Raw genomic sequence first — 17,210 nt, 5'->3', positions numbered from 1 at the left:
CGCCATGCAAACCTTCGCTATCGCCGAAGCCGCGCGCCTGCTCGGAGCGGCGCGCCGGGAAAGGCGCCCGCTCGCGGCCTTGCCCGCCGGTCTCCAACCCGAGAGCTTCACCGAGGCCGTCGCGATCCAGGAGGCGACGGTCGCGCTGCTGGGTGAGACGACGCCGGGCTACAAGGTCGCGGGGACGAACCCGGAAACGGCGACGTGGGCGCCGATCCTCGGCTCCCTGATGATTTCAAATCCTGGCCGTTTCAAAGCCTCCTCGGTTCCGCTTCTTGGCATCGAAGCCGAGATCGCGTTTCGGCTGAAGGACGACGTCAACGCCGCCGATCGCGCCCTCACGATGGCCGATCTCGACGCGCGCCTGATCGTCGTCCCGACCATCGAGATCGTTGACACCCGCTTCACCAGCTACCTCAACACGCCGCCGCTGCACCGTGCCGCCGACTTCATGTCGAATGGCGGCCTGGTCTATGGCGAACCGTGGCTCGATGCCGGGAAGCAGGACCTGACCAAAGTGGCGATCGAGCTCCGCGCCAGTGGGGTCCTGATCTGTGACACGGTGGGAGGGCACGGCGCCGCGGATCCGCGGATTCCGACGCTGGCCTTCCTCCAGGCTCCGAGGCGTCCAGATCATCTGCCCGCGGGAACGCTGATCACCGCAGGCTCCTATACCGGCCTGCTCTATGTGAAACCCGGCGACACCGTCACGGCCCGCTTCGCCGGCTATGGCGAGATCAGCGTGACCTTTCCGGCCTGAGCGCGGCGCGCGCGAAGGCCTTTCGATCGATCCGGCGCGGCCCGCGCCGCCGACAAGCCCCAGGAAAAGACCGATGACCGCCTTTACCCTGTGCAATCCGACGCAAATCCTGTTCGGCGCCGACCAGCTTGGCCAGTTGAAGAACCTGGTCGCGACCGGGACGAAGGTGTTGCTCCTTTATGGCGGCGGCAGCATCAAGCGCAACGGCGTCTATGACCAGGTCATGGCCGGCCTCGGGCATTGCGAGGTCGTCGAGTTTGGCGGCATTGAGGCCAATCCCGTCTACGAGACCATCCTGAATGCGGTGACGCTGGCGCGCGGTTCGGGCACGGAGTTCGTGCTCGCGGTCGGTGGCGGCTCCGTCGCGGATGCCGGAAAATTCCTCGCCACCATCATCCCGATCGAAGGCCCGGATCCCTGGGACCATCTTGTCGCGGGCGGAACGATCGAGCGGACCCTGCCTGTAGGCGTGGTTCTCACCCTGCCGGCGACGGGGTCGGAGAGCAATCCAGTCTCGGTGATTAGCAACAAGGCCAAGGGGCTGAAGCTGCCGTTTCCCAACGAACAGGCCCGGCCACGCTTTGCCATCCTCAACCCGGACTTCATGAAAAGCCTCGATCGCCGCCAGCTTGAGAACGGCGTGGTCGATGCCTTCACCCATGTCGTTGAGCAGTATCTGACCCTGCCGGTGAATGCCCCGGTGCAGTTCGGCTTCAGCGAGACCCTGCTCAAGGTGCTGATCGAATGGGGCCCGAAGCTGATCGAGACCGGCAGCGACGAGGCGCGCGAGAACGTCATGTGGGCGGCGAACCAGGCCCTGAACGGCCTGATCGGCGCCGGCGTGCCGCAAGACTGGTCGACGCATATGATCGGCCACGCCATTACCGCGCTCTACGACATCGACCACGCCCGCAGCCTGACGCTGGTGATGCCCGCGCTGCTGCGCTTCAAGTCCGCCGACAAGCGGGCGATGTTGGTGCGCTATGCCCGCAATGTCTGGGGTATCAAAGAGGCGGACGAGGCGAAAGCGGCCGAACTCGCCATCGCCCGCACCGAGGCCTTCTTCAGCCGCATGGGCTGCCCAGTGCGCTTCAGCGAGATCGCACCGACCGCCGTGATCACGGCCGACATCGTCCACCATCTCGAGCAGGCCGGCCACACGGCGCTCGGCGAGAAACAGGACATCGGCATTTCGCAGGTCCGCGACATTCTCGCCATGGCGGCCTGAGCCATGAGCATCATTCTGGGATCGGGCCCATATCGCTACGAGGCGCTGGAAGGCTGGGGCGCACTGCCCGAGGGCTGGATGCTGGGCGAGGTCGCGGCGGTCGCGGTGGACGATCGTGATCGCGTCTATGTCTTCAATCGCGGCGACCACCCGATGGTCGTATTCGATCGAGATGGGAAGTTCCTGTCGTCCTGGGGCTATGATCTGTTCAAACGGGCGCATGGACTGCATATTGGCCCCGATCAGTCGATCTACTGCACCGACGAGGGTACGCACACCGTCTGCAAATGCAGCCTAGACGGCAAGCTGCAGCTCCGGATCGGCAACCCCGGCCAGCCAGCCGCGCCGATGAGCGGCAGGCCGTTCAATCGCTGCACCCATACGGCGCTCTCACCCTCCGGCGAGATCTACGTCTCGGACGGCTATGGCAACGCCACGGTCCACAAATATGCGCCCGACGGCCGCCATCTGATGTCCTGGGGCGGTCCCGGCTGCGACGAAGGGCAGTTCAACCTACCTCACAACATCGCCTGCGACGCCGACGGCTATGTCTACGTCGCCGATCGCGAGAACCACCGGATTCAAATCTTCGACGGCAATGGCCGCTATGAAGGCCAGTGGAACAACCTGCATCGCCCGAGCGCTATGACGCTGACCGCCGGCCCGTGCCCGCTCTGCTTCGTCGGCGAACTCGCGCCCTACATGGCGGTGAACCGCGATACGCCCAATCTCGGACCGCGCATCAGCATCCTGCAGGACGGTAAGCTGGTCGGCCGGCTCGACGCGGTCAGGGGCGCGGGAACCGGCATCGGCCAGTTCACCTCGCCGCACGGCATCGCGCTGGATTCGCATGGCGATCTCTATCTCGGCGAGGTCACGGTCGCCTCCTGGCCGTCGCTATTTCCGGGGAAGCCATTGCCCGAGAAGCTGAACTCGCTGCGGAAATTCAGGCGCCTTCCCGCCGATTGAGAGGCGCGGCGCAGCCAAGACGACAACCAGGACGGAAGCCGACCCATGAAAAAGCTGATGAACTTCCCAGCGGATTTCGTTGACGAGATGCTCGACGGCCTGACCGCCGCATTTCCCGCCGCCTTCGTGCGCGACGGCGAAACCCGGCGCGTCATCCGGCGGGCGCAGGGCGCGACCAAGGGCAAGGTCGGCGTCGTGTCCGGCGGCGGCTCGGGGCATATGCCACTGTTCACCGGGTATGTCGGGCGCGGCCTTCTCGATTCCTGCTCGATCGGCAACGTCTTCGAGGGACCGACGGTCGATTCCTGCATCGAGGCGATCACGCTCGCCGATGGCGGCCGGGGCGTGCTGCGGCTCTACGGCAACTATGGCGGCGACCGGATGAATTTCGACATGGCCGGCGAGTTCCTCGAAGGCGAGGTCGAGACCACAACCGTCTTGGGCACCGACGACATCGCCAGTGCCGGCCCCGACGAAATGGGCAAGCGTCGCGGCGTCGCCGGCATCATCTACGCCTACAAGACCGCCGCCGCGAAGGCGGAGGAGGGCGCTTCGCTTGCAGTCGTGACCGAAATCGCCCAGCGCACGGTCGACGCCACGCGGACGATTGGCGTCGCACTCAGCCCCTGCCTGGTGCCGGGCGCCGCGCAGCCGAGCTTCACCATCGGCGAGGACGAGATCGAGATGGGCATTGGCATCCATGGCGAGCCCGGCATCTGGCGCGACAAGCTCAGGACAGCCGACGTAATCGCGGACGAGATGGTGGCGCGCCTTCTGGCCGATGCCCCGACGGGACGAGGGACGCGCGTGTCGCTGCTGGTCAACAGCCTCGGCGCGACGCCGCTGGAGGAGTTGCTGATCGTCTATCGTCGCGTCGCCGCAAAGCTCGCCGCGGAGACAATCGAGATCGTGCGGCCGCTGGTCGGGCACTACGCCACCTCGATGGAGATGGCGGGCCTTTCGATCAGCCTCTGCTTCCTCGATGACGAGATCGAGACGCTGCTCGGACGACCCGCAGATAGCCCGTTCTGGAGGGTGTCGTGACCTCGGTCGATCTCGCGGCGCTGGGCCGCGCGGTCGAGCGCATCAAGGCGCGAATGACCACGCTCGAACAAGAGCTGAACGTCGCCGATTCCAGACTTGGCGACGGCGACACCGGCGTCATGCTCGCCCGCGTCTTCGATGCCATGGCGCAGATCGACTACGCCGCACAGGCGGATATCGGAGCGGCACTTTCACAGATGGCGCGAAAGACAGCCAGCGCGACCGGCTCGAGCCTCGGCACGTTGATCGCGACCGGGCTCCTAACCACCGCCAAGCGGGTCAAGGGCGCGACAGAGATCCCCTTCGGCGACATTGGCGGTCATATCGCCGCGTCGGTCGAGGCCATGGCCGCGCGAGGCAAAGCCAGCCTCGGCGACAAGACCGTGCTCGACATCCTCGATGCACTCACCGACGCCTTGGCAGGCGCGAGCGATGCATCGTCAGCCGCGCGCGCCGCCACCGACGCCTGCCAGGCGACGCTTGATGCATTTCGCGACCGGCCCTGCAAGATCGGGCGGGCGCGCATCTTCGGCGACAAGAGCATCGGCATGGACGATCCCGGCATGCTTGCCGTCAACGGGCTGGTGCTTGCCATAGCAGATCCTGCCTAGAGAGAGATCCCGCTGGCTCGACGCGGAGCCTGACGGTCTCGGAAGTGGTTGCAGCCCTAAGCTCACGGTGACGGCTCGACAGGCCGGCGACCAGCGCAGCGAGGCGGCGGCTTAGCCGGCGCAGAGACGTATTGTCGAGGCATCACGCATGACACTGTTGAGCCGTTGCTATGATCTCGCCGACCTGCGCGAGGCCGCAAGGCGGCATCTGCCCAAAGGAATCCTCGAGTTCATGGATCGCGGCGCGGAGCGCGAGCTGGCGCTGGCCGAGAACGCGGCGGGGTTCAAGCGGCTGAAGCTGCGCACGCGCTTCCTGGTCGATCTCGAAAAGCGCGACATGAGCACGGAGCTTTTCGGCAAGCGCATTGCCTTCCCGCTGGCGATCGCGCCGACGGGCGCCGCCGGGCTGTGCTGGTATCAGGGCGAACTGGCTCTCGCCAAGGCCGCGGCGGCCTCGGGCGTGCCGTTCACGCTGACCGCGAACTCGATCACCGTGATCGATACGATCGCCCGGGAGGCGTACGGCCGGCTCTGGTTCCAGCTCTATATGTGGAAGTAAGAGGAGCTGTCGTTCCAGATGATCGAGCGTGCGAAGAGGCTCGGTTTCGAGGCCCTTGTGGTGACGATCGACTCGGCGCTCGGCCGCACGCGCGAATACAACGACCGCAATAGCTTCACCGACCCGATCTCGCTCAATCCACGCTTCGTCATGGACATGGCGCTGCATCCGCGCTGGCTCGTCGGCGTGATCGGGCGATACCTGCTCAATGGCGGCATGCCGCGCCATGAGAACTATCCCGAGCAATATCGGCGCCGCATCACCACGAGCCGGAGCAAGGGGCCCGCGACCACGCTGTCGATGACCTGGGACGGCATTCGCCGCATCCGCCAGGCTTGGCCCGGACCGCTGGTGGTGAAGGGCATCCTTAGCGGCGACGAGGCGCGTCGCGCCGTCGATCACGGCGCCGATGGCGTCGTCGTCTCCAACCATGGCGGGCGTGCGCTCGATTCCTCGATCGCGACGATCGACATGCTGCCCGAGGTGGTGAAGGCCGTCGGCAACGATGCGACCGTGCTGCTCGACAGCGGGGTGCGCCATGGCAGCGACATCATTAGGCGGTGGCGCTTGGCGCCAAAGCCGTCCTCGTCGGCCGGGCGACGCTTTACGGGATCGCGGCCGGCGGCCAGCCCGGTGCCGAAAAGGTGCTGAAGCTGCTGGCCACGCAGTTCGAGAAGAACATGAGCTATGTCGGTTGCCGCAGCATCGTTGAGCTCGATCGCGACATCTTCGCCGCTGTGCCGCGCTCGCCATGAACGTTTCCTCGATTCCGGCCGGAACGCGCTATCGCGTCGCCTGCCTGGGCTTCGTCTTCGATCCCTTCGCGCAGGCGGTGATGAACGCCATGGTGCCCGACGAACTCGCCCTGACCTATGCCGAGCGGCCGCAGGACATGAACGACGCGATGCTGACCGACAGCGACATGCTGCTGGTGGTGGCTCCCGTCACCGATGCGATGATGACGCGTGCGAGCGGCGTCCGGTTCATCCAGAAATGGGGAACCGGCTACGAGAAGATCGATACGGCGGCGGCGCAACGCCATGGCATCACAGTCGCGATCACCGCCGGCGCTAACGCCCACACCGTGGCCGAGCATGCCGTGACGCTGATGCTCGCGGCGATGCGGCGGATCGTGACCGCCGACCGCGCCGTCCGCGAAGGCCTCTGGATTCCGGCCGAACTGCGGCCGCTGTCGCAGCGGCTTTACGGCAAGACCGTCGGCATCATCGGCTTCGGCAATATCGGCAAGGCGCTTGCGCGACTGCTGCGCGGGTTCGATTGCACCGTGATCTATCACAAGCCCCGAGGGCCGGTCGCGGACGATGCGGCCTTTGGAGCGCGCTATGTCAAGCTCGACGAACTCTATGCCGCCAGCGACGTCATCACGCTGCATTGCCCGGGCGGCGCGGCCAACCGCCACATGATCGACCGGGCCGCGATTGCCCGAATGAAGCGCGGCGCGGTGCTCATCAACGTCTCGCGCGGCGAGCTCGTGGTCGAGGACGATCTCGTTGACGCCCTGCGCGGCGGCCAGCTCTCGGCCGCTGGCCTCGACGTCTTCGCCGAGGAACCGTTGCGAGCGGGCTCGCACCTGCGCGAACTCGAAAATGTGGTGTTGACACCGCATTCGGCCGGCAGCCTGGTCGACGACATCGCGATCATGGCCGCGCATTCCTTCGAGAACATGCTGCGCTTCCAGCGTGGCGAGGCCCTACGTGCCGCCGACCTGATCGTCGAGCCGACGCAACCGCGCCAAGCGTCGGCGTCAGGCGGGGACACGCCATGAAGATCTATGAGATTGGTCCACCCGCTCTCGATGCCCTTCGACAGGATCCTACGGACGGCGCATGAGCCGTCCGAGCGTGCGCAACTTATCTGCGTCGGATGGCGGCGGTCGGGCGCGTATTTATGTACCCGAGCGTTGCTGTAGCCGTTGGTCACATGGACCTCGCCCGAAGGCGACAGCGCCGTATGGGTGCAGCGGTTGAAGATGCTCGCTTATGAAGGGCTCGGGCCTGTCGCGCTCGCCGATGCGCGGCGGCAGCTTGCCGTCCAGCGAGCATTTGCAGACGATGTGGTTCATATCGTCGGTGCAGTAGATCGTATCGTCCGGCCCCATGCTGACGCCAGGGCATGCGCGAAGAGATCGCGCGCCCAGGAACTCAGGAATGTCCCGTCGCGGTCGAACACCATCATCGGGTGCCCGGCGGACCGGTTGAAGGCGTAGACGCGGTCGCGATTGTCGATGCCCACTGCAGCCACGTCGCCGAAGGGAAAACCCTTTGGCAGCCGGGCCCGGTTCTCATGGACCCGGTACGTATGATCGCCCGAACCGACGATGACATCGATGGTGGAGCCCCTGACCGGCAAGCTGCCAGTGCGAGAGGCGCACGGCGCTTCTCCAATAGCTCTGGTGTCGCAAGCGCAGGCCGCGGACGCTGTCGCTGGGGCGACATTTGGCTCCGCGGAGGTCGGCCGAAGGGCGCTCAGACGACGAGTCCGGTCACCGGGTCGATGATGTGCATCTGGGTCAGATCGATGGCAAGGCGAAGCGGTCTGCCATCCTGCGCCCCGGCCTGGGGCAGCAGCCGCGCGCAAATCTCGGTCGCGGCCAGCGTGAAATAGACGAAGGTCTCGATGCCGACCGGCTCGGTGATGTCGATGATCGTCTCGAATTCGGCTTGACCTGGCCGCGCGCCATCGGCCGCGGCGAAATGTTCGGGTCGCACGCCCAGCAGTAGGTCGCTGCGGCTTGCCAGCCCGGCGTAGCGCTCGGCGCGCCCGGCGGGAATCTCGAATGCGAGGTCTGGACTCTTCAGCAACAGCATCAGCGCGTTGCCACGCTGCTCGATCGCCGCCGGAATGAAGTTCATCGACGGCGATCCGATGAACCCGGCGACGAACCGCGTCCTCGGCTCGTGATAGAGTTCGTGCGGCGTGCCGATCTGCTCGATCTGCCCCTTGTTCATCACCACGATGCGATCGGCCAGCGTCAGAGCCTCGACCTGGTCGTGGGTGACGTAGACCGTCGTGGTCCTAACCTTCTTGCGCAGGCGCTTGATCTCGGTGCGCATCTGCACGCGTAGCTGCGCGTCGAGATTCGAGAGCGGCTCGTCGAACAAGAACACCTTCGGCTGCCGCACTATCGCGCGGCCCATGGCGACGCGCTGGCGCTGCCCGCCCGAGAGCGCCTTTGGTTTGCGCGACAGCAGGTCCTCGATGTTGAGGATGCGGGCGGCCTCGTCGACGCGAGCGCCGATTTCCGCCTTGGCCATTTTCTGCTGCTTCAGGCCGAAGGACATGTTCTCGCGCACCGTCATGTGCGGATAGAGCGCATAGCTCTGGAACACCATGGCGATGTCGCGATCCTTCGGCGCGAAGTCGGTGACCTCCTTACCGTCGATCAGGATGGCGCCGTCGCTGACCTCCTCGAGCCCAGCAATCATGCGCAGCGTCGTCGACTTGCCGCATCCCGACGGCCCGACCAAGGCCACGAACTCGCGATCCGCGATGGTGAGGTCGATGCCGCGCACCACTTCGACATCGCCGAAGCGCTTGACCACCTTGCGTAGATTGACTTCGGCCATCCGCTGAAAGTCGCTTTTTCAGTTTGAGAGATGAAGGCGAGGGAGAAAGGCGGGGCCGCGTGGCCCGGCCGGAATCTCAGGCCTCGCCGCGCAGGAACTTGGCGCCCTGCTGGTTGAACTGCGCAGCCGTGATGTTTCCACGCACGGCTTCCTGCCAGTAGGGCGGGATCTTGTCTTGGAAGTTCGTCCAGTGCGGGTGGTCGTAGGGCGGCGTCCACCAACTCTGGAGATGGTCCAGCGACATCTTGATGAATCGGTTGTTCTGAAAAATCGGCCGCTCCGACAGCGTCTTGCGCACGGGCGGCACCATGCGGTTGGCGGTGTAGAGCATCGCCGCTTCGCCGCTGGTGATGAACTTCATAAACTCGAAGGCGGCTTCCTTCTCCTTGCATGAAGCGACCATCATCGGGCCTTCGGGATTGGCGATCATGTGGTGCTGGGCGCCGACACGCGGGTTCTGTACTGCCTGGATCGAGTCGCCCAGGGCCGAGATCAACGCCGGGCTTGCATGTGGCCCGTAATACCACATGGCGCAGCGGCCCTTCTCCATCAGCGCATATAGTTCGCGATAGCCGTCATTGACCGCGGTGGGCTGGGCCGACTTGTCGCGCAGCACCATTCCCAGCCACTTATCGGTCACGGCGATCGCGGCGGGCGAATCGAAATCGACCTTGCCGTCCGGCGTCGCGAACTTCACGCCGGCGCTGGCCCAGATCGGGAAAATCACCTGGATGGCCGAGGCGGTCTGGCCGCGCATGGCGAAGCCGTAACGGTCGGGCGCCTTGGTCATCACCTTGGCGGCGGCGATGAACTGGTCGTAGGTCTCCGGCGGGGCGACCCCGGCTTCCTTGAACCAGTCGGCCCTATAATACAGGAAATAGGGAATGCTGGTCTGAGGCAGGAACAGGAAGGGCTGGCCCGGCTTCGAGCGGGTCTGCTCCATGATGTTGGGGAAGAAATCCGTCCTGTCGTCCCATTTCATGAACCGATCCTCGATCGGCTCGATGATGCCGTTCTCGAAATAGTCCTGCACCCAGTACTGGATGGTCATGATGACGTCGGGCGCGGCGCCCGCCGCATAGGACACGACCAGCTTCTTGCGAGCCTCCATCACTGCCATGTTGGCGTCGGTCTCGACCTCGATGAAGCCTTGCGAAGCATTGAACATCGCCACGGAATCGAGCGTGATCTTCTGGTGATTGGGATTGTCGGCCCAGTTCCAGAAATTCAGCTTCACCTTCTTTCGTATAGCCGGAGAAGCGATCTGGGCCTCGGCCGCGCCGATGCCACCCGCTGCCAGAGCGGCACCCGCAAGCGCCGTCTTCAGGGCCTGGCGCCGGGTGAGCGGATGCGCTCTGCCGATGCCACTGCGTGTCCTGTTCATGGTGTTCCTCCTGTAGAACGCCGGATTTCCGGCTTTGATTTTTGGTCTCGGATCTGGGCTTGCACCTTAGGCCAGGATTTCCAGCTTCATCCTTTGACCGCGCCTGCCGCGAGCCCGCTCATCAACATCCGTTGGAACAGGAGGAAGATCAGGGCCACCGGTAGCGTGCTGACCAGCGCACCGGCCGCGCTGACACCCCAGACGGCGGGCTCGCCGAGCGCGAACTGGCGCATGATCACAGGCAGCGTCTTCACCTCCGCCGTCGAGGTCAGCAGGAAGGCGAAGAGGAAGTTGTTCCAAGTCATGATGAAGGCGAGCAGCCCGCCCGCCACCAACCCCGGCAGCGACAGGGGCAGGATGATCCGCCAAAGCACCTTCAGCCGGCCGCAGCCATCGACCTGCGCCGCCTCGTCGAGATCGCGCGGCAGCGTCGAGAAATAGTTGATCATCAGCAGCATCACGAAGGGCGCCGAATGCGTCGCCTCGGCCAGGATCATCCCGAGATGGGTGTTGTTCAGCCCATAGGCGCGGAAGATCACCAGAAGCGGCACCAGCAGCACGACGCTGGGAATGGTGTAGGCTACGAGTATCGCCACCAGGAAGCTGCTGCGCCCAAAGAAGCGGAAGCGCACAAAGCCATAGGCGCCAAGGCTGGCGACCACCAGCGTCAGCACCATGTTGCCGGTGGCGATTATGGTGCTGTTGCGAAAATAGGACGCGAACGGCACCGTTTCGAACAATGCAGTGAAGTTAGCAAGCGTCGGCTCAGTCGGGAGATAGGTCACCGTCCTGGCGCTGCTGCTGACCCAGGCGCCCTCAGTACTCGCCTTCAGCTCCGGCGTGATCGACGCGATGAAGATCCATAGCAGCGGCCCGATCGAATATAGCAGCACGGCGGCAGAGCCGATCGCGACCCAGATGGTCCTGATGCGCGCCGCACGGCGCTTTGTGGGGTTCATGAGGTCTGCGACAGGACGGAGCGTGCAAGGTGGCGCACATACAGCGCCGAGAGCACCATCAGGATTCCAGCCAGCACGACCGCGATGGCCGACGCATAGCCGATCTGGAACTGATTGGTCAGCGAGAAGCTGTAGATCGCCTCGGTGTGGTTCGTGAAGCCAGGGCCGCCCGCCGTCATCACGTAGATCATGTCGATGTGGTTCGACATCCAGATCACGCGTAGCAGCATGAGGAACAGGATCGATGGCAGGATGTGCGGGATGGTGATGCTGCGGAACTGCGCCCAGCGACTGGCGCCGTCGACATCGGCGGCCTCGTAGAGTTCAGCCGGTATCGTCTGAAGCGCGGCCAGCAGGATCAGCGCCATCAGCGGTGTGCCGTACCAGACCATCGCGGAGACCACGATCCAGAAGCTCGCCACTGGATCACTCATCCAGGCGATGTTGCGTTCGATCAGGCCGGCTCGAATCAGCAGGTCGTTCACCACGCCAAAATTTCCGTCGAACATGAACAGGAATACCAGCCCCACCACTGCTGGCGGCGTGATGTAGGGCACCATCATCGCCGCGCGGACGAAGCCGCGACCGCGAAAATTCAGGTTGAGAAAGAGCGCGATCGGCAATGCAATGCACAGCTCAAGCGAAACGACGGCGAAGTCCCAGCGAAAGGTGCGCCACAGGCCATCGATGAAGACTTGGTCGCCCATCATTCGGACGAAGTTCTGCAGCCCGATGAATTTTGCGCGCGCCAGCCGTAGCAGCGACGCATCGGTCATCGAGAGATAGAGCGCCTGGATCGTCGGATAGACCGTAATTGCCGCAAGCAGAAGGCCGATTGGCGCGATCAACGCATAAGGCAGGAGGTCGACCCGTCGACGCCTTCGGGCTGGAGGGGAGAGTGCATCTGTCGCCAAGGCGGGACCCATCGTTCAACGTCTCTTCGTCGTCTTGAGCAAATGCCATATTGCCTAAAACGCTTGCGTTTGTTGCATTAGCTTAGCAATCGCCGAGCAAACTCAGGCGTAGCGGATTGAAGCTCTCTCTGCCTTCATTGGTTTTGTTAGGGCTAGCAGCTCCGCACTGCCATTTAAAATCGATTGTTATGGACCATTGTGATAGGCAAAAACAATCAGAGGGATGCGCCGCGCGGGATCCCGTTGTCGTAGTGCCGTGGCCGCTGCAGCACGGAAGCGCTGGCCCGACAGTGTTGACAGTTAGGCAGGCCCGCAGCGTAACAATCGGGTCGCGACAGCATACTCGAGTTAGGGCGTCGACTCATTACCGCGTAGCAAGATCCTGACGCATGCGAGCTTGAGGCTTGCGAGGAAGTTCTCCGCGAGCTTGTCGTAGCGTGTGGCGATGCGTTGAAATTGTTTTATCTTGTTGAAGAAGCGCTCGATCGGTTTCCTCTCCCTGTAGAGGTGGCGACTCAAGCAGATCGGGTCCTTTCGATTGCTCTTGAGCGGGATGTTGGCCCAGGCTCCGCGTTCACCGACGAGGGCGCGCAAGGCGTTGGCGTCGTAACATTTGTCGGCCATCAGCATCGCGCCGGGAGCGGGATGGCCAATCAGGTTGGTGGCGCTAGCGATGAAGCCGGCTTGTCCCGCCGTCAGCTCGAGCTGGATGCGGCGCCCTTGCGCATCGACGAGGGCATGGATTTTGGTGGTGAACCGAGCTGCTGCTTCCACTGATCGAGAACGCCGACGATTTTGTCGGTCGCGTTCATCTGAACCGCGAAATTGAGCGTCTGATGCTGCAGCACGACTACCCGCGACACGCGATCCGGCAGCGTCAGCTTCCGGCCAAGCTGGTCGTTGACAGAGCGTACGACGCGGCCCGTGACCGGCATCAATGGCGTGAGCAGCAGGGCTGCAGTCAAAGCCGCGACGCGCAGTGCAAGATTTTGCCAGCTCGAATCATTGAACGCCGGCGGTCAGCACGGCGATTAGCGGTAGCGCCTCAGCTTCTCATCCAAGCAAGGCCGACAAGATAAACACGAACATTCCGGATAATGCCTGGAACACGCTCTTCGGCCTCGTCGAAACCATAGTTCGTTAGGTCCCAAACCGGATCGTGCGCAGGATAAATCCTATGTCGGCACGACAAACTATCTCGGCACAAACAGAGCAAAGCGCCAATGCCTTCATCATCATCGCGCCCCACGCCAGCCCAGTACGCGGCCGTTTCGATGTTACGACTGAGGCACACTTCGCCATCATAGCCCGCCAATGTGTCTTGGTTGACGACTTTTCGCGCAAAGCGAGTGCCATGAAACAGCAAAGGTCGGTGGCCAGGAATGAGGCGACAGGCGCGCCTGACATCTGCGATCGTCCCGCGGTAAATCTCGAAACCATTGCCAGTATTTTCTTTCGCCCACCGCATACGGTACCTCAAGCCACAGCATTAGAAATTTACAATAAAATCACGTATTTTTCTTTTGAGATTACATGCGAACTCGGCGGCCTCGCTGCCGCACCCCCGAGAGATCGCGGGGAAGTACCTTGAGGGGGGCGGGGGGGCGCCGGTTCCCTGTCGCAATACGAGAGGCGGCCTGAGGCGCGTGCCAGGCCTTGGGTGCCGCGAGCGGGTGGCGGCCGTTCTGGTAAGAGCCGGCCATAAGCGGGACCACCATCACGCTGCCCTCCGCTCGTGCATGACGGCGGCATTGTGCGAGACCATCGCGCCGATGCGGGCAACCGAGGGGGGCAAGCTGGGGTCACTGGCGGTGACGTGAGGCGCGCGGGCGAAAGCCTGCGTCAGCCACTGCGGTGCGATAAGGCGCCGGACTTTAGCGGAAGGTTGGACCCGAAAATCGCGAATATAATTACTACCCTGAGCGACGTTGGGGTCCGGCTCCGGATCCGCCGCTCGCCGTTCGGCCTTGCGGCGGGCGAAGAGGGTAGACCGAGAGATGCCGAGCGCTGCTGCCTCTGCTGCCGCGGCGTCGCCTTTCTTCCTTTCCGGGACGCCGGCCGCCCTACGACGGGCGGTCGCTTTCGCCTTATCGTTGTCCTTCTTCCGAGCCCGGCGCATCGCACCAAATTCGGCCGGGCTCATGCCGGCGGGACGCATCGTGCGGAAATCGAGGTTCTCGCGTTCGTCGCGGGTCAGGCCAAGGAGGTTCCCGAGCCGCGAGGCCGAGAGGAACCGGGAGGCACTGACCTCATCGATCATCTTGTCAAATTCGTCAGGGCCAATGGTCGGCGCCCACCGACGCACCCAATGCGCGGCTGCGTTGGGTTCGACACAGGCGCTGACCGCTTTAGCGAATGCACTTTCGCAATAAGCGATGCCGGCGCTGGCCCTGTAACGGGCCAGCCGATCGATCTCGAAGAACCGGAACTGCAAGAAATTAAATCGCCAGCCCGCGGCTTTCGGGCTGATCGGTCGCTCGCGCCGGTTCATTTTTGCGCTGAGGTCGTGCAGCGCCGCGCCGAAGCCGGCCGGGCGCCTGGGCAGCCGGCCTGTGGGCAAGGCGGCGACCCTCGCCATCACTTTCCCCCCCGATAGCGATCGGGCGGCGGGGCCGCATCGGCATCGGCAACGGCCTGCGTGAGCGCGTCGATGGCGCCGCGGGCAATGCCGAGCGACAATTCCAGACGATTGGTGCGGCCGCCGCCGGCCGGGACGAAAAGAGCGATGATGCGCTTGTCGCCTTTACGGTTGTAGCCAGCGGCGACACCGCCGCTGGTGTTAGACCGGATAATCACAGGAGCACTCCCAAAGGGATGGCGGTGAATTTGAGGGGAGTGCGGCCGGTGCAGAGGAGCGCCACGCCGGCCGCGTCCCGTTTCCCGCATGGCGTCGGGAAACGGGTGTCTTGGCTAGGCGGCGAGGAGGGGACGCTTGGCGCGGGTCGTGGCCTCGGCGATGACCCTTTCGATCTCAGTATCGGTCACGCCGGAGCGGCCGCCGAACCGCACGATGGCGATTCGGCCGGCGCGAGCCTCGGAGTACAGCGTGCTGCGCGAGACCCCGAGGCGCTCACAGGCTTCGGCGATGGAAACAATTCGCATGGAAATCTCCGTTCGGGGGCCGGCGTGGGCCGGCGGCGAACGGGATCGTGCAGGGTTGGCGCGAGGGGCGTTACCGCAAGTCGAAAATTATGACCTGAGGTATCTTAAACAAGCCGCTCGATGGTCGGACCAAGTTTGGCAGCTGGGTCCTCTCCAAGGTCATCGAGATCGCCAGCGATCCACATCGCGGCCGCGAAGCGGACGAAAGGTCCGCGACGAGATTTGCGGGGGGGAGACCCCGTGAGGATGATCCACGCATCTTTGGCGGCGGAAATGAATTCGTGGCGGAGCGCCTCAGCCTGAGAGGGGTAAGGGGCGGCCCCAAGGCCCGCATGAAATGCATCGATCAGCTCATGGAGCCTCGCGGCTTGCGCGGCGATTTCGGCCAACGCGGTCGACTGCGTTTCCAGCGCCGTCATGAATTCGTTCGCCACAGCTCGGTGCCTGCTGCTGAGCTTGTCGAGAGGCTTCTTGTCGATAACATTCGCGTCGATCACAGGGGTGTCGCCGAGCACCGACCGCAGATTGAAAGCCGCTTTACGAGCAGACTTAAGTGCAGCGATTTCCTCGTGGAAACCTTCGATTTCGTAACTCCTGACGCGAAGTTGCGCTCGTTTCGCCAGAAGCAGCGCGAGATGCTGTAGGAACTCGACCATCGGCGTGCCGTGGAATTGGGGGAGCCAAGTTCCCGCCGCGGCGATCGATGCCAAGGTAAGATCGGCATGAATGTCGGCAGGCTCTGCCATTACACAGCCCTGATAGCGACGACCTTGCCACCGGACCTCAAACGATCCAGCTCGTCAGCCCACCACTGCGCCATCCGGACGCGTTCGTCCCAAAACTTCCCCCGTGCATAAGCTCGCCGAACAGCGTCGGTATCCTGATGGGCAAGGGCGGCCTCGATCGCGTCCGACGACCAAAGTCCGCTCTCGTTCAACAAGGTCGAGGCGGCGGCTCGAAAGCCGTGGGCGGTCATCTCGTCCTGAGCGAAGCCGAGCCGCCGGAGTGCGGCATTCATAGTATTCTCGCTGAGCGAGCGATGCTCGACCGGGCGCCCGTTACTGCCGCTCAGCCCATAGCCGGGCAACAGTAGCCGCCCCGCGCTACTCAACGGCCGAAGCCCTTCGATGATATCAATCGCTTGACGTGGCAGGGCCACCTGATGCGCCCGTCGCATCTTCATGCGCGTCGCCGGGATCGTCCAGATTGCTTTCTCGAGGTCAAACTCGGACCACTCTGCCTGCCGCAGTTCGCCGGGGCGCTGGAACAGCAGCGCCATAAGCTTAAGTGCCGCTTTGGTAACGGGCTGACCAGTGTAGCCCTCAATCGCCCGCAGAAGGCCGCCAAAGGCAACCGGGTCCGTGATAGCAGCGCGGTGTTTCACGACCGGCGCCATCAAGGCGCCTCGCAACGAGTAGGTCGGATCGGTGGTCGCGCGGCCGGTGGCAATAGCATACCTGACCGTCTCGCCGATTGTTGCCCGAAGCCGCTTCGCGGTCTCCCGACGACCTTTCGCTTCGACCCCCCGGATCACTGCCAGAACTTCCGGCGGTGTAATCGCGGCAATAGGACGCGGGCCTAGAGCAGGCAAGGCGAGATCGACGAGCCAGCGCAACTTCTCGAGCGTGCGGACCGCTTTGCCTTCTGCTTTTTTCTTAGCGATCAGTTCGGCGGCGATGACCCCGAAAGTTGCAGCGGCGGCAGAAGCGGCCGCCAACTTGTCTAGGCGGCGTTGCACTCCAGGATCAAGGCCTTCCCGCAACAGCCCGCGAGCGGCGTCCCTTGCTGCCCGGGCCGCCGCAAGGCCGATCTCGGGGTAGTTTCCGATGGAGAGCACCTTTTGCCTTCCATCGACCCGATAGGCGAAGCGCCACAGGCGGCTACCTGTTGGGGCGACCTGAACGTAGAGGCCGCCGGCGTCGGCAATTTTGCGAGGCTTATGGGTGGGCTTTAGCGCCCGTAGCGCGGCATCCGTTAGCGGCATGTTGGCATCGCCTTTGTTGATCTCGACGCGATACCAACAGCGATACCAACAACTTCGCTGGACGCCAGCGGACACCCTCGATCCGCTAAAGCCATGCACAAGCGAAAAA

Annotated in this window: 19 protein-coding genes and 1 pseudogene; 8 read left to right on the top strand and 12 right to left on the bottom strand. The window is 63.8% G+C overall.

What is annotated here, in order from left to right; translation table 11 throughout:
• Nucleotides 1-4: 4 nt before the first annotated feature.
• From AC1DR6_RS02805 to AC1DR6_RS02775, 7 genes and pseudogenes are all read left to right on the top strand, one after another.
• Nucleotides 5-760 carry a 2-keto-4-pentenoate hydratase gene (locus tag AC1DR6_RS02805; protein ID WP_476827645.1) on the top strand — a complete coding sequence of 252 codons (756 nt, stop codon included), beginning with the start codon at nucleotides 5-7 and terminating at the stop codon, nucleotides 758-760.
• A 73-nt stretch (nucleotides 761-833) separates the two neighbouring features.
• Nucleotides 834-1,988, top strand: coding sequence for an iron-containing alcohol dehydrogenase (locus tag AC1DR6_RS02800; protein WP_476827644.1), 1,155 nt, complete (start codon nucleotides 834-836; stop codon nucleotides 1,986-1,988).
• A gap of 3 nt (nucleotides 1,989-1,991) precedes the next feature.
• The gene (locus tag AC1DR6_RS02795) at nucleotides 1,992-2,957 is read left to right on the top strand and encodes a peptidyl-alpha-hydroxyglycine alpha-amidating lyase family protein (RefSeq protein ID WP_476827643.1); all 966 of its coding nucleotides are present in this window, start codon (nucleotides 1,992-1,994) and stop codon (nucleotides 2,955-2,957) included.
• Nucleotides 2,958-3,002: 45 nt separating this feature from the next.
• Nucleotides 3,003-4,001 carry a dihydroxyacetone kinase subunit DhaK gene (locus AC1DR6_RS02790; protein WP_476827642.1) on the top strand — a complete coding sequence of 333 codons (999 nt, stop codon included), beginning with the start codon at nucleotides 3,003-3,005 and terminating at the stop codon, nucleotides 3,999-4,001.
• Nucleotides 3,998-4,612, top strand: a complete 615-nt coding sequence (locus AC1DR6_RS02785) for a dihydroxyacetone kinase subunit L (RefSeq protein ID WP_476827641.1) — start codon at nucleotides 3,998-4,000, stop codon at nucleotides 4,610-4,612. Before AC1DR6_RS02790 ends, AC1DR6_RS02785 begins: the two co-directional genes overlap by 4 nt.
• A 148-nt stretch (nucleotides 4,613-4,760) precedes the next feature.
• A pseudogene (locus AC1DR6_RS02780) lies at nucleotides 4,761-5,926 on the top strand (alpha-hydroxy acid oxidase).
• Complete coding sequence (locus AC1DR6_RS02775) at nucleotides 5,923-6,957, top strand: 2-hydroxyacid dehydrogenase (protein ID WP_476827640.1); 1,035 nt, start codon at nucleotides 5,923-5,925, stop codon at nucleotides 6,955-6,957. The pseudogene AC1DR6_RS02780 and the gene AC1DR6_RS02775 overlap by 4 nt, the downstream one beginning before the upstream one ends.
• A 293-nt stretch (nucleotides 6,958-7,250) precedes the next feature.
• Here the strand turns inward: AC1DR6_RS02775 and AC1DR6_RS02770 are convergent, their stop codons facing one another.
• The 7 genes from AC1DR6_RS02770 to AC1DR6_RS02740 all read right to left on the bottom strand — a co-directional run bounded on the left by AC1DR6_RS02770 (nucleotide 7,251) and on the right by AC1DR6_RS02740 (nucleotide 12,980).
• Nucleotides 7,251-7,541, bottom strand: a complete 291-nt coding sequence (locus AC1DR6_RS02770; RefSeq protein WP_476827639.1) for a hypothetical protein — start codon at nucleotides 7,539-7,541, stop codon at nucleotides 7,251-7,253.
• A 116-nt stretch (nucleotides 7,542-7,657) separates the two neighbouring features.
• Nucleotides 7,658-8,758: an ABC transporter ATP-binding protein gene (locus tag AC1DR6_RS02765; protein WP_476827638.1), complete on the bottom strand. Its 1,101-nt coding sequence runs from the start codon at nucleotides 8,756-8,758 to the stop codon at nucleotides 7,658-7,660.
• A 76-nt stretch (nucleotides 8,759-8,834) separates the two neighbouring features.
• Nucleotides 8,835-10,142 (bottom strand): ABC transporter substrate-binding protein, encoded by a 1,308-nt coding sequence (locus AC1DR6_RS02760; protein WP_476827637.1) that lies wholly within the window; start codon nucleotides 10,140-10,142, stop codon nucleotides 8,835-8,837.
• Between the two features lie 86 nt (nucleotides 10,143-10,228).
• A complete protein-coding gene (locus AC1DR6_RS02755) occupies nucleotides 10,229-11,101 on the bottom strand; it encodes a carbohydrate ABC transporter permease (protein ID WP_476827636.1) in 873 nt (290 codons plus the stop codon).
• Nucleotides 11,098-12,027 (bottom strand): carbohydrate ABC transporter permease, encoded by a 930-nt coding sequence (locus AC1DR6_RS02750; RefSeq protein ID WP_476827635.1) that lies wholly within the window; start codon nucleotides 12,025-12,027, stop codon nucleotides 11,098-11,100. Before AC1DR6_RS02750 ends, AC1DR6_RS02755 begins: the two co-directional genes overlap by 4 nt.
• Before the next feature lie 336 nt (nucleotides 12,028-12,363).
• Nucleotides 12,364-12,789, bottom strand: coding sequence for an IS5 family transposase (locus tag AC1DR6_RS02745; protein ID WP_476827634.1), 426 nt, complete (start codon nucleotides 12,787-12,789; stop codon nucleotides 12,364-12,366).
• Nucleotides 12,711-12,980 (bottom strand): hypothetical protein, encoded by a 270-nt coding sequence (locus AC1DR6_RS02740; RefSeq protein WP_476827633.1) that lies wholly within the window; start codon nucleotides 12,978-12,980, stop codon nucleotides 12,711-12,713. The genes AC1DR6_RS02745 and AC1DR6_RS02740 overlap by 79 nt, the downstream gene beginning before the upstream one ends.
• Nucleotides 12,981-13,192: 212 nt before the next feature.
• On the opposite strand from AC1DR6_RS02740, the gene AC1DR6_RS02735 reads away from it, so the two are divergent.
• Nucleotides 13,193-13,606 (top strand): hypothetical protein, encoded by a 414-nt coding sequence (locus tag AC1DR6_RS02735; protein WP_476827632.1) that lies wholly within the window; start codon nucleotides 13,193-13,195, stop codon nucleotides 13,604-13,606.
• 126 nt (nucleotides 13,607-13,732) lie between these two features.
• On the opposite strand, the gene AC1DR6_RS02730 is transcribed toward AC1DR6_RS02735, so the two are convergent.
• The 5 genes from AC1DR6_RS02730 to AC1DR6_RS02710 all read right to left on the bottom strand — a co-directional run bounded on the left by AC1DR6_RS02730 (nucleotide 13,733) and on the right by AC1DR6_RS02710 (nucleotide 17,176).
• Nucleotides 13,733-14,593: a hypothetical protein gene (locus AC1DR6_RS02730; RefSeq protein ID WP_476827631.1), complete on the bottom strand. Its 861-nt coding sequence runs from the start codon at nucleotides 14,591-14,593 to the stop codon at nucleotides 13,733-13,735.
• Complete coding sequence (locus AC1DR6_RS02725; RefSeq protein WP_476827630.1) at nucleotides 14,593-14,811, bottom strand: hypothetical protein; 219 nt, start codon at nucleotides 14,809-14,811, stop codon at nucleotides 14,593-14,595. Before AC1DR6_RS02725 ends, AC1DR6_RS02730 begins: the two co-directional genes overlap by 1 nt.
• Before the next feature lie 114 nt (nucleotides 14,812-14,925).
• Nucleotides 14,926-15,117 (bottom strand): helix-turn-helix transcriptional regulator, encoded by a 192-nt coding sequence (locus AC1DR6_RS02720; RefSeq protein ID WP_476827629.1) that lies wholly within the window; start codon nucleotides 15,115-15,117, stop codon nucleotides 14,926-14,928.
• Nucleotides 15,118-15,221: 104 nt separating this feature from the next.
• Nucleotides 15,222-15,863, bottom strand: coding sequence for a hypothetical protein (locus AC1DR6_RS02715; protein ID WP_476827628.1), 642 nt, complete (start codon nucleotides 15,861-15,863; stop codon nucleotides 15,222-15,224).
• A complete protein-coding gene (locus AC1DR6_RS02710) occupies nucleotides 15,863-17,176 on the bottom strand; it encodes a tyrosine-type recombinase/integrase (RefSeq protein WP_476827627.1) in 1,314 nt (437 codons plus the stop codon). Before AC1DR6_RS02710 ends, AC1DR6_RS02715 begins: the two co-directional genes overlap by 1 nt.
• Between the last annotated feature and the right edge of the window lie 34 nt (nucleotides 17,177-17,210).

This window comes from Allobosea sp. P5_A5 (genome assembly GCF_056400625.1).
This window is presented reverse-complemented; position numbering and strand designations above follow the sequence as displayed.